This is a genomic window from Tessaracoccus rhinocerotis (assembly GCF_007197885.1).
In the GTDB taxonomy this organism is placed as follows: domain Bacteria; phylum Actinomycetota; class Actinomycetes; order Propionibacteriales; family Propionibacteriaceae; genus Arachnia; species Arachnia rhinocerotis.
In genome coordinates this window covers 266,548-282,722 of sequence record NZ_VKKG01000004.1, presented here as the reverse complement: position 1 = coordinate 282,722, position 16,175 = coordinate 266,548, and the positions used below count along the sequence as shown (strand labels likewise).

Sequence of the window (16,175 nt, the reverse complement as noted above, 5' to 3'; positions counted from 1 at the left end):
CTCACACCAGCGACCAGAACAGGTCGGTGCGCAGCGCCGCGGGGTCCGACCCGACGGGATCGTCGGTGTAGACCTCGAAGACCGTCTGGCCGGACGTGCGCCCCTGCTCCTTGATCCACTGGCCCAGCGCCTCCCAGGAGGCCCCCAGGCCGTCGTAGGGGCCGACGTGGGTCATCGTCGCGTACTCGCCGCCGGGAAGCTGCCCGGGCACGACGTCGCCGCTGGGCTCCACAGGCGCGCTCGTGGTGAAACCGATCTCGATGTCGACGACGCCCTCGTCGACGGGCCCGTACATCCCGAAGGGTGCCCCGTGCTCCAGGCCCTGCTGGCCGAGCACCTCCGCGAGGGCGGGGAAGGCGCGGTCGTAGAGCTGTGCGAGGTTGTCCATGCGCTCGTGTGCGCGCACGGCGGCGGTGGTCGCCGGGTCGCGGTTGACGACCTGTGGGGTGGTGGGGTCAGTGGTGTCCGTCATCGGTCCTCCTCGTCCGGGACGACCCACCGGGCCGCCCGGGACCACGCTACTGCCCGATGCGTGCAACCGGCCTCAGTAGTAGTACGGGAAACTCGACCAGTCCGGCCGGCGCTTCTCGAGGAACGAGTCCCTGCCCTCGACGGCCTCGTCGCCCATGTAGGCCAGCCGGGTGGTCTCGCCGGCGAACACCTGCTGGCCGACCAGCCCGTCGTCGATCAGGTTGAACGAGTACTTCAGCATCCGCTGCGCAGTGGGCGACTTGCCGCAGATCTTCGCGGCCCACTCCAGGCCGACGTCCTCGAGCTCGGCGTGCGGGACCACCTTGTTGACCATGCCCATCCGGTGGGCGTCCTCGGCGTCGTGGACGTCGCCGAGGAAGAAGATCTCGCGCGCGAACTTCTGGCCCACCTGCCGGGCCAGGTAGGCGGAGCCGAAGCCGCCGTCGAAGGAGCCGACGTCGGCGTCGGTCTGCTTGAACCTCGCGTGCTCCGCGGAGGCGATGGTGAGGTCGGAGACGACGTGGAGGGAGTGTCCCCCACCGGCCGCCCAGCCGTTGACGAGCGAGATGACCACCTTCGGCATGAACCGGATGATGCGCTGCGCCTCGAGGATGTGCAGGCGGCCGAGCCTGGCCTTGTCGACGGTCTCCGCGGACTCCCCCTCCGCGTACTGGTAGCCGGCGCGGCCGCGGATGCGCTGGTCGCCGCCGGAGCAGAAGGCCCAGCCGCCGTCCTTCTCGGACGGCCCGTTGCCGGTGATCAGGACGCAGCCGACGTCGGAGGAGGTGCGGGCGTGCTCCAGCGCCTGGCAGAACTCGTCGACGGTGTGGGGGCGGAACGCGTTGCGCACCTCGGGACGGTCGAAGGCGATCCGGACCGCGGGCACGTGCTTGGCGCGGTGGTAGGTGATGTCGGTGAAGTCGAAGCCGTCGACGGCGTCCCACAGCTCGGGGCGGAAGGGGTTGGTCATACCCGCAGGCTATCGAGTCCTGCGGCTGACGCGGCGTGCGCGGTCCGGAAGGTTGGTGATGATCGCGTCGACGCCGATGCGGGTGAGGTGCTCGACGTCCTTGTCCTCGTCCGCCGTCCAGGTGTGCACGCGGATCCCGGCCTCGTGGCACAGCCACATGAAGTCGGGCTGGTCGAGCACCAGGTGGTAGGGGTGGATGGCGCCCGCGCCGAAGTACTGGGCGTAGCGCCACGGGTCGAAGACCTGGGCGGTGTAGAGCAGGCCGAGGTTCTCCGGCGGCACCAGTGTCCGCAGGGCTGCGAGGCTGACGTGGTTGAAGGAGCTGATGACCACCCGGTCCAGCAGCTCCATCTCCTGCACGAGCTCGAGGACCTCCAGCTCCATGCCGGGGTAGGGCTGGACACCGTTCTTCAACTCGATGTTGATGCGCACGCCGGCCGACCCGAGCAGCTCCAGGGTCTCCCGGAGGGTTGGGATGCGGGTGTTGCGGAAGCCGACGAAGCCGTTGGAGAAGTCGCAGCGGCGCAGTTCCTCGTACGTCAGGTCGGGCACGCGGCCGACGCCGTTGGAGGTGCGGCTGATGGACTCGTCGTGCACCACCACCAGCACACCGTCGGCGGAGCGCTGGACGTCGAACTCGACGCCGTCGACGCCGTGCTCCAGCGCCAGTTCGAAGGACGGCAGCGTGTTCTCCGGCGCGTAGGCCGGTGCGCCCCTGTGGCCCCAGATCTCAGTCATCGCACTCCCTTTCGCGGAGAATCCTAGTCGCTGTGCGCGTGGAGCGTTCAGCACCGCAGACGGAGCCGTCCGCTCGGCCCAAGTGCCGGCGCCTCGCGGGACGAGCGCTTGGCACCGGAGACGGGGCCGTCCGCTCCACCGAGCGGGACGACACAACAAAATCGCCCCCGGTCCTGGTGGACCGGGGGCCTCTGCGCGCTCGGAGGGACTCGAACCCCCAACCTTCTGATCCGTAGTCACCGCGTTCGCTGTTCGGCAGCGTCCGCTTGAGTTCGATGATAGCCCTCCGACTACTCGCGATGCGGGTCATTCGTCCGAGTCAGTTCAGGTCGGTTCATACTGGTTGCCCCCATGGTTGCCCCCATGGCCACTGCGGGTGATGGGCCATCGACGCGCGTGACTGGCCAGCCCTCAGGCCCCCTTCTCAACCGTTCCATCCGCGGCGAGGCCCGGAAGGATCAGGGCGGTTCATCCGAGCCTCGCTCAGTCCTAGCGATAGTTACCAGGAGGGGTGATGTTCCGCGTTTCGGTGAGTGGCACTCAGACGCTGTTAGTAGCTAAGTCTGCGGAGGGCGGCCGGAGATCACATGCGTGCTCTCGGCCCCCACCGGTACTGAGAGAGATCTCCAGCAATTGTCAGATGTCCGTGTCATAGTGGATGCAGGTCAAGAGCCGCGGCCGGAACTCCTCGGGGTGGTCGCGCAGCAACCGGAGCCGCTCCGGTGCTTCCCGAGGAAGACCTGGCCTCCCCAACAGGCGGAGGTCAAGCGGCCTCGTCCCGACACGAGGCTCGGTCGACGAGGAGCAGCATCAATGTCCCCACAACCCATCCGTCCAGGAGAAGGCAAGTTTCCGGACGACCAGATCTCCATCCCCGTCCCACCCAGCAGATTCCAGACCGGGCAAACCGGCATCTACCGCCGCGACTCATCTGTGCCGGTGACAGAGTCCTACCGGCAGACGATCATCCGGATCTGGCCCCTCGGCATTGAGAAACCGGCCATTGACCTCGCCCCGGCCCCGGGGGAGGAGAGTCAGTCCCCCACCGAGTTGTTCGGCCCCGAGGTCGATCGTGTCTACGTCATCTCGGGGGTGAAGGCCTTCGATCGGCTGACCACCCGCATGGAGGACGCCGACACGCTGCTGCGACTCAGGTGGCGGCTCGACTTCCACGGCTGGGACTGGCGCCCCACCGTCGCCACCTCACCAGAAAGAGCCTGGGTGGAGGGCGGCGCGATCCTCCTCGATGGCACAGCCGAAGAAGTCCGCTACCTCGCCCAACTCCACGGCCAACCCGTGGTGCTGCGCTGGGACGAGCACGGCATGGCACCGGTCCCGGTCCTCCCGGGCGTCGATGTCGGCGACCCCACCCCTGTCCCGGTACGCCTCCGCCCGGCCCTGACCGGCTGCCCCCTGCGTCGCGGCGCCGACGGCGTCTGCAAGGTCTACGGCGGTCCCTGGACGAGCTCCTCCCGAGAAGCGGCGCTGGTGTGGCAGCACCACCGGGCGATGCTCATCGATGCCTTCGGTTGCGACGTCTGTCACGCCGATGGAGGACGCGGAGCCCGCGGCGCCGTCGACCTGTTCACACCCTCCCGCACCGGCGGCTGGCAATGGGGAACCCCCCGCACCGCAGTAGCCGCGGACGACGATGCCTAGCCCGCGACTCAGCCACGACGCCAAAAGTTCGTCGTAGACATGGCAGCTGCAAGTTCCGCGGAAGCGAGGCCTTACCAATCAACGCAATACCGCCGCAGGATCAACTCACAACATGGGAGGACTACTGAGATGAGCGACTACTACACCTACGAGCTGCCGGTCGACGAGGACCGCGAGGAGAGGATCTAGGGCCTCGCTGCGGTGACCGTCGGGATCACCATCGTGCTGGCCGCGTTCGTGATCCCGAAGCTGACCATGCCCGACGTCCCCACGCTCGCGGGCTACAACGGCAAGGCCCAGACCGCGCGCGCCTACGACGAGCTGGGCCCCTACGACACGAACGGCCTAGGCTACATGGGGATGACGGAGACCCAGCAGGTGGTGGCGGCGGGCGACTACCTGCGGTTCTTCCGGACCAACGCGAGCGGCAACGACGCCTTCATCAGCACCTCCGAGGCGAAGAGGTTCCGGCAGGAGCTGCTCGCCGCTGCCGAGGTGTGGGGCTACGACGACCTCGGGGCGTGCGCCTCGCTGGCGTACTCGAACTTCCGCTGAACCCGTCGGTCACAGCAACGGGATCACGACACCCCAACCCCGACCTCCTGTGCCCAGCCCCCACACCACCATCCGTAGAAGTAGCCCGGCAAATTCGAGAGGAGATCCCAGACATGGGAGACGACAACAACCACGCAGCACTCAAGTCCTTCGGGGCCAACTTCGCCATCGGCATGGCCGCTGGCCACATCGCCGATCAGGCAGCCACCGCCGACGGGCGCACCCGAGGCTTCTGGGAGAGGGTTCTGCCCCTCATCATGGGGGTGTGCCTTGTCGCACTCGTGTTGTCATGGGGCTACTCGCTCCTCGCCACCGACGACACCCCCGAGTACGGCTACGACGAGTGCATGGTCATGCTCGACAAGGAGACGTTCTGCGGCACGATCTGGAACAGCTAGACCCGAACCCGCTCATACATCTCGGATCAGTAGAGAAGGTGCATACTCGCCGGGGGAAGTCCGCTGCCTCCGGTGAGGAACTATCGCAGCTCTGGTGCGGGGGCGAGTCAGGAATACCCCGCTAGCCACTAACCCGTAGGGGGGATCGCGAGATGAATGCCATCTGCGGACTTTGCCTGGTCAAACGCGGGTTATAGGCAGACCGGGACGGCCCAACTGGCCCGACAGGGTTGAGGTACGGGTTCTCCTCCCAGAAAAACCGATCAACAGGCGGCGTGATCCCGTTCTCAAGGAGCAGGCGATGGAGGTCGGTCTGCACGGCGTCGAGCCTGCACATCACGTCGTCCATGTCGCGCTCGAGGTCGTCGTAGGCAGAGATGTAGCCGAGGATGTTGTCGACAAGCCGCGAGGCCCGCTCTTCCGAGAATCCACCCGAAATGCAGCGGATGGCTTCGCCCTGGCTGCCGATTCCGGCCACGCGGACGGGGGCCACGCTGGACCCCTTAACGACGCCTTGACAACTTGTGATGAAACCCGAACTAGCCATAAGGCAAGCACCGCGTAATTGCACATTTCGAACGGCTGAACCCCGGTCGTCTCCCGGAAGACCGCCCGCCACGAGCCCAACGGCGAGACCCACACTGGACTCGGAGTACAGTCTCCTGTTTCCGCATCAGCTCAGCGGGCCACGCAAGGCGTCATCGACGTCGTACCACGTAACCCGAGGGTCTCGCTCCATCGCTTCAAGGACCTCTCGAGCTTCTCTTCCCCGCATCGAGGAGGGGTCTGTTAGTGCCTGGATGACCCGAGTCAACCTGGGCTCACGAGCCACTAACCAGTCAATCACCGCTGTCGAGAACTCCGGCTCCCCAAGAAGCCGTGCGTGGCCACCTTCTCGCCCCAACCCGTACAGAGTCTCCATCTTCTCAGAGGCGACGCCATGAAGCCCAACGGTACTGCGCAAGACTGGCACTGCCCAGTTTCCGTCGAGGATCTTGGCTCCGATCTCGGGGACAGGATCGTCCACGTCCGCCTGGACCCGAATGCCCGGGTTCCAATCCCCCGCGACATGCTCTAGCACTACGCCCGGGGCTATCCACCCGACACTGCCTGCTCCCTCGAAGCCGATGGGAGCATCGTTGGAATACCGCCATAAGAAGAGCTGTTCCTCCCAGATCGGCTCCAGAATCTCTTCGTCCCAGCGCCAGGCCACTGCGACCGATGTCCTACCGTTGGTGATGACCCGCACAGGCTGAGGACCCGCCGAGACGCGCCATCGACCAACTCGGTATCCATCTTCGAGCAAGGAGTCGAGGTCGCTGCCAATCCAACCGTCCCGGTCCTCCCAGTCGTCCCAATCGTCTTGCTTGCTCTCCCGGGATGAGAACTTCAGATGTCGCAGCACCGCCGGAAGCGGTAACCCCTGGACGTTGAGGTCGAGCACGCCGTCACCTATGCGGAACAGCTCCGGCGTCTCGAGTGCGACTGTCAGCACATCCCCCCAAGCGTTGCGGACGCCAGAAGCATCGCGGACGGTGACGAGCTCTGGACTGCGCCAGGTGAAGGAGGCCGATGGTGCAGCGCCAGAGTCGTAGTGGGTGACGTGCAGGCTGGGGTGAAGCGACCCGTCGGTGTCATAGGTGAGTAGAAAGGGGCCGATGTCGAACAGGCCCCGGCTGGTGTTGCCGTGGGTTGCCTGGAAGTTCAGGCTCCCGTCCCAGGCACGCCGCAGCTGTCGATAGTTCGCCCAGACATTCAGCGGGTCGCTGGCCAGCGCCCACCACTCCTCGAAAGTCGCTCGGTCCCCGGGTTCCCCACGTCTGTCACGCTCGGCGAGATAGTCGCCCCGGAGCGGGTCGCCAGCGTACGCCCACGGTTCACCAAGGCAGGCCCAAATCTGATGTGCAGCTGCCGCGAAGCTCTCACTCGCCTGCTCCTGCAAGAGTCGCGTCCAGCCATCTCCGACACGACCCATGAGGCGCTCACCGTCCTCACCAGTCGCCCGAAGTTCAACGAACGTCGGCAAGCTTCCTTGACACAACTCGTCAGCCACCGCCTGGAGTACTTGGCTGCTCTGACTCCATTCCCCATGATCCACGATCCTGGGATGCATGGGGTGTCGCATGATTGTCAAGATGTGCGTCTTCCCCGTAGAGGGATTCCGTCGCCGTTCGACGGAGTGCACCGTTGGCCCCATCGGGTTGAACCAACCGAGCACCAGCATGACGTCCACTTCAGGCCACCAGAGGTGGCGACGGTCGGCACCGTCTGTGGCCGGAGGCCATACTTCCTCAAGCAGCCGTCCACCCGCATGGACTCCGGCGAGCACGGACTGCTCGAGCTCCGCCAGCTGCTCCTCTGAGGGTCGTTGCACCCTGCCTCGTGCTGCGGGAGCCGATTCCTCCAGCGCCTGGAGCGCCTCAAGTGACGGTGAGGCAGGTCCCCATAGGACATGGGCCCCCTGCCCATCGAATGAAGCCAGGGCTTCATTCCGGCGGAGCTCGTGGGAGGTAACCCAGGTCCGAAACGACAACTGCCCATCTACCACCGTCCAGGCTCCTGTGAGATTCGTCGCCTGTCCTTCGAACAGCATGAGAGTGGAGAGCGAGGCCATCTCAGCCCAACCAGTTTGAGGCACCCATGGAGCAGCGACGTCTACTCGCCAGGCGGTACCGAGGAGCGGGTGGTTGTCGAACGAAGCCTTCAACGCAGCGGCATTGTTCAGGCCCTCGCCCGGTGGGATCTCAATAGAGACCTCGTTCCCCGAGTCGATTAGGAAGGGTGTCGCCACCGCACGGGCGATCGGAAGTCCGACTTGCCTCATCCTCGAGTAGAAGTACGTTCCGGTCTCCTCCATTGGGGGGAAGTCCTCCGCGACCAAATCGCGGATCCACTCAGGGCGTTCGCGGTAAGCCGTTGGGAGATACATCGAGGCATCGGGAACCTTGCGCGGTTCGGCCTGCCAAGAGGGGCTGCTAAGGATCGCCACCCCTCCCACCGCTTCCGCCAAGTCGTCAAGGATCAGTTCGCAGAACCATCCAGCGTGAGTCACTGCCGTCGCGAAACGGAGGAGGAACCGATCGAACGTTATCGGAGCCGAGACGGCCGCCAACGCCGTCAGCGTCGCTGAGTCCCGGTCGAACGCGAAGCTCCATCCCGCCGCGAATCTATTAAGCCGCAAACACAACCACGATGCGAGGTTTGGATCGCGCACCTGTGAAACGAGGGGCATGTACATCTGCCACTGGTAGACACCGGGCTCAGCCTCGGTCACCAGGAAGTGTTGGGCGACGCGACCGGGCCAATAGCTGAAGCGGTCTTCGTGGACGTCTATCCAGCCATCGTCCGGCGCCAGGAAGGAGTCAGAGAAGTAGTCGACTGCAGCGCGCATCGAGTCATCCGTCATCATCATCTCCTGCTTGTAGCCTGTAAGAACTGCTCATCCCGAAAGCCGCCCCAAGCCTAGGGCCCTTTAAGGGTCCGCTGGGATAGATCGGTGAGATCCAGGGTGCGAGGGCAAAAGGAAATCCAGATTGGGGCTGCCGCGTAGCTGTCACAGCCAAGCTGCCGTAAAGTGATGTGCCAGTTCGAGGGCGGGCTGGCCGCTGATGGGAACCCTGTAACAACAGGGGCCGATCTCCAGACTCGCCCGTAAACCTACTTCCGCTGATTGACAGCCCGGTCAGCGATCGAGATCGCGCCGTCGCTTCTGGCCAGCCCCTTTCGAGATCGTATAGATGACCTGGAGTGTCGATATCGACTCCCGGTAGGAGACCCACAACGTCGGACCACCAATGCCGTGATCGGGCTGCATCCCACCGACGTCACCAAGACAAGCCTGGCAACGGGATCTCCCGCGTGCGATGAGGGGGCGTGTTCTGCGCACACCGGATGGTGGGTGACGGCTATCAGCTCGGATGCAAGCGCGGCTCGCGGTTGACGCGTCCAACGCGTCACCGCCCCGGCGCGGTGACGTGGTCGACTGCCGCATCCATCGCGCCCCGTCAGTCAGTCCCTGTCGTGAGTCTCACCGCGATCCGGCGACACGGCTAGTGAGTCATAGATTGGGGCTTCCTTCCGCTGGACGGCGTGCACTTCCGGCGCTCTCGACGCATGGTGCTATCACCATCGCGACGCAGCGCCACCGTTCGATTGTGTGACGTTTACCCGGGGCTGTCCCACACGACCTCGGTGGCTCCTCGAGAGTCACAGCTGCGGGCCCCTTCACGACGTTCCATCCGAGGATGACACTGGATCTTGCTGAGACGGTGGGCCGGTTCGGCCGGGAAACTGCCAGAGCGATCCGGGACGTGCCGAAGACACCCTTCCGCAACACTGGTGGTGAAACCTACTAGGCTTCTCTGGGTGATCACAGGAGAGCTCAAGAGCAAGATCGACCGAGTATGGGACGCCTTCTGGTCGGGGGGCATCAGCAATCCTCTTGAGGTTATCGAGCAGATCACCTATCTCCTCTTCGTCCGCCGCCTCGACGATCTGCACACCCTCGCCGAGAAGCGCGCCCGTATCACCGGAAGCCTCGAGGGTGCCGTCTTCAACGAGTCGCAGCAGCACCTGCGCTGGAGAAACCTGAAGAGTCTAGAGTCGACCCAGATGCATGCGACGGTCGCGGACGAGGTTTTCCCATTCCTCCGTGACCTGGGCGGCGACGGTTCGACGTACTCGGAACACATGCGCGATGCCAGATTCACCATCCCCACACCCGCCCTTCTGAGCCGGGTCGTCGACATGCTTGACGGCATCCGCATGGACGATAGGGATACCAATGGCGACCTGTACGAGTACCTGCTGTCCAAGATCGCCAGCGCCGGGCGCAACGGCCAGTTCCGCACTCCGCGCCACATCATCCAGCTCATGGTCGACATGACCGAGCCCCGCCCCGACGACGAAATCTGCGATCCCGCCTGCGGCACCGCGGGCTTCCTCATCGCCGCGAGCGAATACATCCGCCACCGGCACCGCGAGGCGCTCCTCGACGCCACCCAGCGACAGCACTTCCACCACTCGATGTTCCACGGCTACGACTTCGACCACACCATGCTCCGCATCGGCAGCATGAACATGCTGCTCCACGGCATCGAGTCCCCCGACATCCGCTACCGCGACTCCCTCTCCCAGGGCGCGGCAGGCGACACCCAGCGGTACAGCCTGATCCTGGCCAACCCGCCGTTCTCCGGGTCGCTCGACTACGAGTCCACAGCCAAGGACCTGCAACGCGTCGTCAAGACGAAGAAGACCGAACTGCTCTTCCTCGCGCTGTTCCTCAAGCTGCTCAAGCCCGGCGGCCGGGCAGCGGTCATCGTGCCCGACGGCGTCCTCTTCGGCTCCTCGAAGGCCCACATAGACCTCCGCCGGGCGCTCGTCGAGGACCAGAAGCTCAACGCAGTCGTCAAGCTCCCCTCAGGCGTGTTCCGTCCATACGCAGGGGTATCGACGGCCATCCTGTTCTTCACGAAGACCGACAGCGGCGGCACCGACGACGTGTGGTTCTACGACGTCCAAGCCGACGGGTTCTCCCTCGACGACAAGCGCAACCCCGTGAAGGCCAACGACCTCCCGGAAGTGCTGGAGCGCTGGCGCAGCTTGTCCCGCCCGGACAGCCCCGAGCGAGGGAGGGCGCGCACCGAGCGTTCATTCCTGGTTCCCAGGGCAGACATCGTCGCCCAGGGTTACGACCTCAGCATCAACCGATACAAGGAGATCGTTCACGACGCGGAGGAGCACCACCCCCCGTTGGAGATCATCGCGGACATCGAGGACATGGAGCGGGAGATCGCGGCTGGGATCGCGGAGTTGAAGGCGATGCTCTCGTGAGGATGGTTCCGCTGGGCGAGGTCGCGACGATCGAGCGAACGGGGGTGGACCCAACCGTGCTCGATCGGGACACGCCATACCTCGGCCTCGAACACATCGAGTCGGGCGGACCGATCCGCGAGTACAGCTCGATTGGCAGAGCTGAACTGACCAGCACCAAGTTCCGCTTCAATGAGCGGCAGGTTCTATTCGGCAAACTGCGACCGAACCTTGGCAAGATTGCCCGCCCGGATCGAGCTGGCGTGTGCAGCACGGACATCCTGCCCATAACTCCCTCCAAGCATCTAGACCGGGGGTACCTGGCGCACTACCTGTCGCAGCCGCCCATGGTGGCGTTCGCGGCGTCGAGGACCTCCGGCGCGAACCTGCCTCGCTTGAGTCCGCGGGTCCTGGCAACGTTTGAAGTGCCTCTGCCCAACATCGAGGAGCAAAGGAGGATCGCGGCGATCCTCGACAAGGCCGACGCCATCCGCGCCAAGCGCCGCCAGGTCCTCGCCCACCTCGACGCCCTCATCCAGTCGATCTTCCACGACATGTTCGGCGACCCCCGCACCAACTCTCGACAGTCCGATCTCATCAGCCTCAAGGAGTTGGGAGTCCTGGAGCGAGGCGTGTCCCGACACCGTCCTCGGAATGACCCACTTCTTCTCGGCGGGCCATATCCGTTGATTCAGACCGGCGACGTGGCGCGCTCACGATGGGTCATCACGGACTTCTCCTCCACGTACTCCGAGGCGGGGCTGCGCCAAAGCCGGATGTGGCCCGCGGGAACGCTGTGCATAACTATCGCCGCCAACATCGCAGACACCGCGAGGCTCGGGTTCGATGCCTGCTTCCCCGACAGTGTCGTAGCGTTCACCGCATCCCCGGAGGTCACTACCTACGTCCAGGCGTGGCTAGGGCTCATGCAACGTGAAATGGAACGCGTGGCCCCCCAATCGGCCCAACGGAACATCAACCTGAGAATCCTCCGTGACACACTGGTCCCTCGCCCGTCAGGACGTGATTTGAACACGTTCCACCGGCTGGTGGAAGAGGTGCTCACGATGCGCCAGTCCATGCTGCTCGCGGAGGCACAGGAAGCGGACCTGCACGCCTCGCTTCAGTCGCGCGCGTTCAAGGGGGAACTCTGATGTCGATGCCCACGTGGCAGCAGTTCATGGCGCCGGTGCTTCGGGCTCTGCTGGACGGGCGGCCGGTCAAGCGCCGCGAGTTGTACGAGGTGGTGGCGGCAGACGTCGGCATCACTGACGAGCAGCGAGCAGAAGTGTTGGCGTCAGGGCAAGTGAAGTTCGAGAACCGGATCGGCTGGGCAACGTCATACCTTAATCGCGTAGGGGCGCTCCAGCGGCCGGAGAGGGCCACCTACCGGATCACAGAAGAGGGGCGCGCCTTATTGGCTCGGCATCCCGCGGGGATCGAGGAGCGGCACCTCGGTGAGCTGACGCCCGGCGGGGTTCTGGAGTGGCGGCAGCCCAGGCGCGCGGCCACTCCTGAGGTCCACGTCGACCTCGCGCCGGTAGAGACAGAACTCGACCCGGTGGAGCAGGTGTCAGAGGGCATTGCGCGCATCCAGGCCGATGTTGCCGCCGACCTGCTGGCCCGTCTGCACGCTCAGGCTCCCACGTTCTTCGAGAAGGTCGTCGTCGACCTCCTCGTCGCGATGGGCTACGGCGGCGCCGGAGGCCGTGAGACCGTCACGCAGGCGTCGAACGATGGCGGCATCGACGGCGTGATCGACCAGGACGCGCTCGGCCTCAACCGCGTCTACGTTCAGGCTAAGCGGTACGCGCTCGACAGTTCCGTCGGGAGGCCCGAGGTGCAGGCGTTCGTCGGAGCGTTGAGCGGGCGCGCGGACGGAGGGGTGTTCATCACCACCGCGCGCTTCTCGTCCGGTGCCCAGGACTACGCCCGCACCGCTCACTCGCGGATCATCCTCATCGACGGGGCGCGGCTGGCGTCGCTGATGATCCGCTACGGCGTTGGAGTGCAGGTGAAGCAGACCCTGCACATCGTCGAGGTCGACGAGGACTTCTTCGAGTAGCTGCCAATATGCCTCAAGGCCGTATCCGCCTGTCACACCGGCGAGCGCAGCGTAAACCCCCTAGCCTACGCATGTGGGGGTCGTAGAGAGTTGCCGACAGTCCGGGCAGTGCCGATGAGTAACTTCGCGTTCCTGCGTGCCACCATTTCCACCCTGCACGCTGATGCTGCCCGGGCCGAGTCCTACCTGGCCTCTGATCCGCGCTCTGCGTGCTTCTACGCCCGTCGGACGGTCGAGAGCCTTGTAGACCACCTCTACGCCCTCAGGGGGCTCCCTGAGCCCTACCAGAGCGATCTGGCGGCACGGACCAACGCTCCGGCCTTCCAGCAGCTGACCGGGCGGACGATCTCTCACAAGCTGAACCTGATCCGCAGGGCAGGGAACAGCGCTGTGCATGAAACGCGGGTGGTTGGGCAGGATCTGTCGCTGGCGGTCCTGCGGGAGCTGCACCACGTCCTGATCTGGGCGGCGTTCCATCACTCCCCGGCGCCGGAGGCGGTGCCAATGACCGCCCGGTTCGACGCCTCGCTGGCGGCCCACTCGGCCCCGCTGAGCCGCGATGAGCTGACCAGGCTGGCAGCGCGTCTGCAGGCCCAGGACGAGGCCCTGGCGAGGGTCCAGGCGGAACGCGACGAGGTCGCGGCCACCAAGGATGCGGAGATCGCCAGGCTGCGGGCTGAGGTCGAAGCCGCACAGGCGGCTGTCGTGGTGGCCGATGAACATGACTACTCGGAGGCGGAGACCCGCGATCTGTTCATCGACCTGCTGCTGCGGGAGGCGGGGTGGCCGCTGGTCGAAGCTCGTGATCGCGAGTTCGAGGTCACAGGGATGCCGAACGCCCAGGGTCGCGGGTTCGTGGACTACGTGCTGTGGGGAGCCGACGGGCTACCTCTGGCGGTGGTCGAGGCCAAGCGCACCACCAAGTCCCCACAGGTCGGCCAGCAGCAGGCCAAGCTGTACGCCGACTGCCTGGAGGCAACCTACGGGCGCCGCCCCGTCGTGTTCTTCACCAACGGATACGAGCACTGGCTCTGGGACGACGCGGCCGGGTACCCGCCTCGGGAGGTCCAGGGGTTCTTCACCGCTGACGAGTTGGAGTTGATGATCCAACGCCGCACGGCCCGGCAGGTGCTGTCGACGGCGGCGGTGGATACGTCGATCGCTGGGCGGCCGTATCAGGTGAGGGCGATCAAGGCGGTCGGTCATGCGTTCGGCCAGAAGCAGCGCGACGCGCTGCTGGTCATGGCCACCGGGTCGGGGAAGACCCGCACGGTGATTGCGCTGGTGGACCAGCTGATGAAGGCAGGGTGGGTGAAGCGGGTCCTGTTCCTGGCGGACCGTACCGCTCTGGTGAACCAGGCCGTCGGCGTGTTCAAGACCCAGCTGCCCAGCGTGGCCACGGTCAACCTGGTCACAGAGAAGTCCACCGACGGTCGGGTGTACGTGTCGACGTATCCCACGATGCTGAACGTGATCAACCAGGCCGACGACGGCGTACGCCGCTTCGGCCCGGGCTTCTTCGATCTGGTCATCATTGATGAGGCACACCGGTCCGTCTACGCCAAGTACGGAGCGATTTTCGACTACTTCGACTCGCTGCTGGTCGGGTTGACCGCCACCCCGAAGGACGAGGTCGACCACAACACCTACCGCCTCTTCCATCTAGAGGACGGCGTCCCCACCGACGCCTATAGCCTCGACGAGGCCGTCGCCGACGGCTACCTCGTACCCCCACGCGGCATCGACGTCGAAACGATATTCCTGCGACGGGGCATCCGATACGCCGACCTTTCCGAAGAAGAGAAGGACCAATGGGACACCCTCGACTGGGGCGAGGACGACACACCTGTCGAGGTCGGGGCGGAGGAACTCAACCAGTCCCTTTTCAATGAGGACACCGTCGACAAGGTCCTTGCGACGCTCATGGACCACGGACACAAGGTCGCCGGAGCCGACCGGCTCGCAAAGACGATCATCTTCGCCAGGAATCAGCGCCACGCCGAGTTCATCCAGCAGCGCTTCGACCTCAGCTGGCCAGAACACGCGGGCCACTTCGCCCGGACTATCACCCACGGCAGCCCCTACGCCCAATCGCTGATCGACGACTTCTCGACCCCAGACAAAGCGCCGCACATCGCGATCAGCGTCGACATGCTCGACACCGGCATCGACGTCCCCGAGGTCGCCAACCTCGTCTTCTTCAAGATGGTCCGCTCCAAGACCAAGTTCTGGCAGATGATCGGCCGCGGCACCCGCCTCCGCCCCGACCTCTACGGCCCCGGAAACGACAAACAGGATTTCCTCGTCTTCGACTTCTGCGGCAACCTGGAGTTCTTCAGCCAGGATCTCCCAACAGTGGAGGGATCCACCCAGAGGTCCCTCACCCAGCGGATCTTCGAAGCACGCCTCGGCCTCGTTACCGCCCTGGACGACTCCGAACTCCGCGCCACCACCGCTGACTCGCTACACGGATTCGTGACCGGGATGACGCTGGACAACGTCCTGGTCCGCCCCCACCGGAAAGCCGTCGAGCGGTTCACCGACCGCGACTCCTGGACAGCCCTCACCCCAGAGGACGCTGAGGCCGCCCTCCCCCTCGGAGGCCTCCCATCCGCCGCCACGGACCCCGACGAGGCAGCAAAGCGCTTCGACCTGCTCATCCTCCGACGACAACTCTCTCAACTCCAAGGCGACGCCGTCACCGCCGAGCAGATCCGGGAATCGGTCCAGAACATCGCCTCCTCGCTGCTGACCAAGACCGCCATCCCCTCGATTCAGCAGCAGGCGGTCCTGCTGGAAGAGGTCGCGAGCGACGAGTGGTGGGTCGATGTCAGCCTCGAGATGCTCGAGCTCGCGAGGCTGCGTCTGCGCGGCCTCGTGCGCCTGGTCGAGCGCACCACCCGCACGCCCCTGTACACCGATTTCGAAGACACGCTGGGAAGCCACAGGGCTGTCCAGCTGCCTGGCATCACTCCCGGCACTGACCTCACCCGTTTCCGCGCCAAGGCCGCTGCCTACCTGAAACAGCACCAGGACCACGTCGCCCTCCAGCGCTTGCGCCGCAACAAGCAACTCACCACGGAAGACCTCGCAGCCCTCGAGGACATGCTGGCTGCCAGTGGGGCCGGACAGAGAACCGACATCGTGTGGGCAGCCGAGCAATCCGGCGGACTCGGACTCTTCATCCGCAGCCTCGTGGGGCTTGACAAGACCGCAGCCACCGAAGCTTTCTCCCAGTTCCTCGACCACGGCACCGCCACCGTCGAGCAGATCCGGTTCGTGAACCTCATCGTCGACGAACTCACCCAAAACGGCCTCATGGAACCGACCAGGCTCTACGAGTCCCCCTATACCGAGAATGCGCCCACAGGACCCGACCACGTGTTCCCGGAAGCCCAGGTCGACGTCATCGTCGAGATCCTCCGTAACGTGAAGGCCAACGCCTACCCCCGCAGGGCCGTCTAGCGGTGGTTCGCCGGTCCGCTTCTCCTACTACGGGAGCCGCTTC

12 protein-coding genes and 1 riboswitch are annotated in these 16,175 nt (G+C 65.2%); of the genes, 7 read left to right on the top strand and 5 right to left on the bottom strand.

Features of this window, described 5'->3' with window-relative positions:
* Nucleotide 1: 1 nt before the first annotated feature.
* The 3 genes from FOJ82_RS11190 to FOJ82_RS11180 form a co-directional block, all read right to left on the bottom strand.
* Nucleotides 2–472 (bottom strand): GyrI-like domain-containing protein, encoded by a 471-nt coding sequence (locus FOJ82_RS11190; protein ID WP_143938564.1) that lies wholly within the window; start codon nt 470–472, stop codon nt 2–4.
* A gap of 72 nt (nt 473–544) precedes the next feature.
* On the bottom strand, nt 545–1,441 hold the full coding sequence (locus FOJ82_RS11185) for a 1,4-dihydroxy-2-naphthoyl-CoA synthase (RefSeq protein WP_143938563.1): 897 nt from the start codon (nt 1,439–1,441) through the stop codon (nt 545–547).
* A 9-nt stretch (nt 1,442–1,450) separates the two neighbouring features.
* A complete protein-coding gene (locus tag FOJ82_RS11180) occupies nt 1,451–2,179 on the bottom strand; it encodes a glycerophosphodiester phosphodiesterase (RefSeq protein ID WP_143938562.1) in 729 nt (242 codons plus the stop codon).
* Between the two features lie 663 nt (nt 2,180–2,842).
* A riboswitch (SAM riboswitch) is annotated at nt 2,843–2,955 on the top strand.
* Between the two features lie 37 nt (nt 2,956–2,992).
* Here FOJ82_RS11180 and FOJ82_RS11175 point away from each other — a divergent pair.
* From FOJ82_RS11175 to FOJ82_RS11165, 3 genes are all read left to right on the top strand, one after another.
* A complete protein-coding gene (locus FOJ82_RS11175; protein WP_143938561.1) occupies nt 2,993–3,838 on the top strand; it encodes a DUF3293 domain-containing protein in 846 nt (281 codons plus the stop codon).
* A gap of 201 nt (nt 3,839–4,039) precedes the next feature.
* Nucleotides 4,040–4,393, top strand: coding sequence for a hypothetical protein (locus FOJ82_RS11170; RefSeq protein ID WP_143938560.1), 354 nt, complete (start codon nt 4,040–4,042; stop codon nt 4,391–4,393).
* 113 nt (nt 4,394–4,506) lie between these two features.
* Nucleotides 4,507–4,791: a hypothetical protein gene (locus tag FOJ82_RS11165; protein WP_143938559.1), complete on the top strand. Its 285-nt coding sequence runs from the start codon at nt 4,507–4,509 to the stop codon at nt 4,789–4,791.
* A gap of 121 nt (nt 4,792–4,912) precedes the next feature.
* Here the strand turns inward: FOJ82_RS11165 and FOJ82_RS11160 are convergent, their stop codons facing one another.
* Together FOJ82_RS11160 and FOJ82_RS11155 are read right to left on the bottom strand one after the other, a co-directional pair.
* Complete coding sequence (locus tag FOJ82_RS11160; protein WP_143938558.1) at nt 4,913–5,284, bottom strand: hypothetical protein; 372 nt, start codon at nt 5,282–5,284, stop codon at nt 4,913–4,915.
* Nucleotides 5,285–5,464: 180 nt separating this feature from the next.
* The gene (locus FOJ82_RS11155; RefSeq protein WP_143938557.1) at nt 5,465–8,197 is read right to left on the bottom strand and encodes a hypothetical protein; all 2,733 of its coding nucleotides are present in this window, start codon (nt 8,195–8,197) and stop codon (nt 5,465–5,467) included.
* Nucleotides 8,198–9,156: 959 nt separating this feature from the next.
* On the opposite strand from FOJ82_RS11155, the gene FOJ82_RS11150 reads away from it, so the two are divergent.
* From FOJ82_RS11150 to FOJ82_RS11135, 4 genes are all read left to right on the top strand, one after another.
* Entirely contained in the window at nt 9,157–10,623 is a 1,467-nt protein-coding gene (locus FOJ82_RS11150; protein ID WP_143938556.1) for a type I restriction-modification system subunit M, read from the top strand.
* A 2-nt stretch (nt 10,624–10,625) separates the two neighbouring features.
* A complete protein-coding gene (locus FOJ82_RS11145; RefSeq protein ID WP_246099858.1) occupies nt 10,626–11,756 on the top strand; it encodes a restriction endonuclease subunit S in 1,131 nt (376 codons plus the stop codon).
* On the top strand, nt 11,756–12,667 hold the full coding sequence (locus FOJ82_RS11140) for a restriction endonuclease (RefSeq protein WP_143938554.1): 912 nt from the start codon (nt 11,756–11,758) through the stop codon (nt 12,665–12,667). Before FOJ82_RS11145 ends, FOJ82_RS11140 begins: the two co-directional genes overlap by 1 nt.
* Before the next feature lie 114 nt (nt 12,668–12,781).
* Entirely contained in the window at nt 12,782–16,132 is a 3,351-nt protein-coding gene (locus FOJ82_RS11135) for a DEAD/DEAH box helicase family protein (RefSeq protein ID WP_143938553.1), read from the top strand.
* Nucleotides 16,133–16,175: the final 43 nt, after the last annotated feature.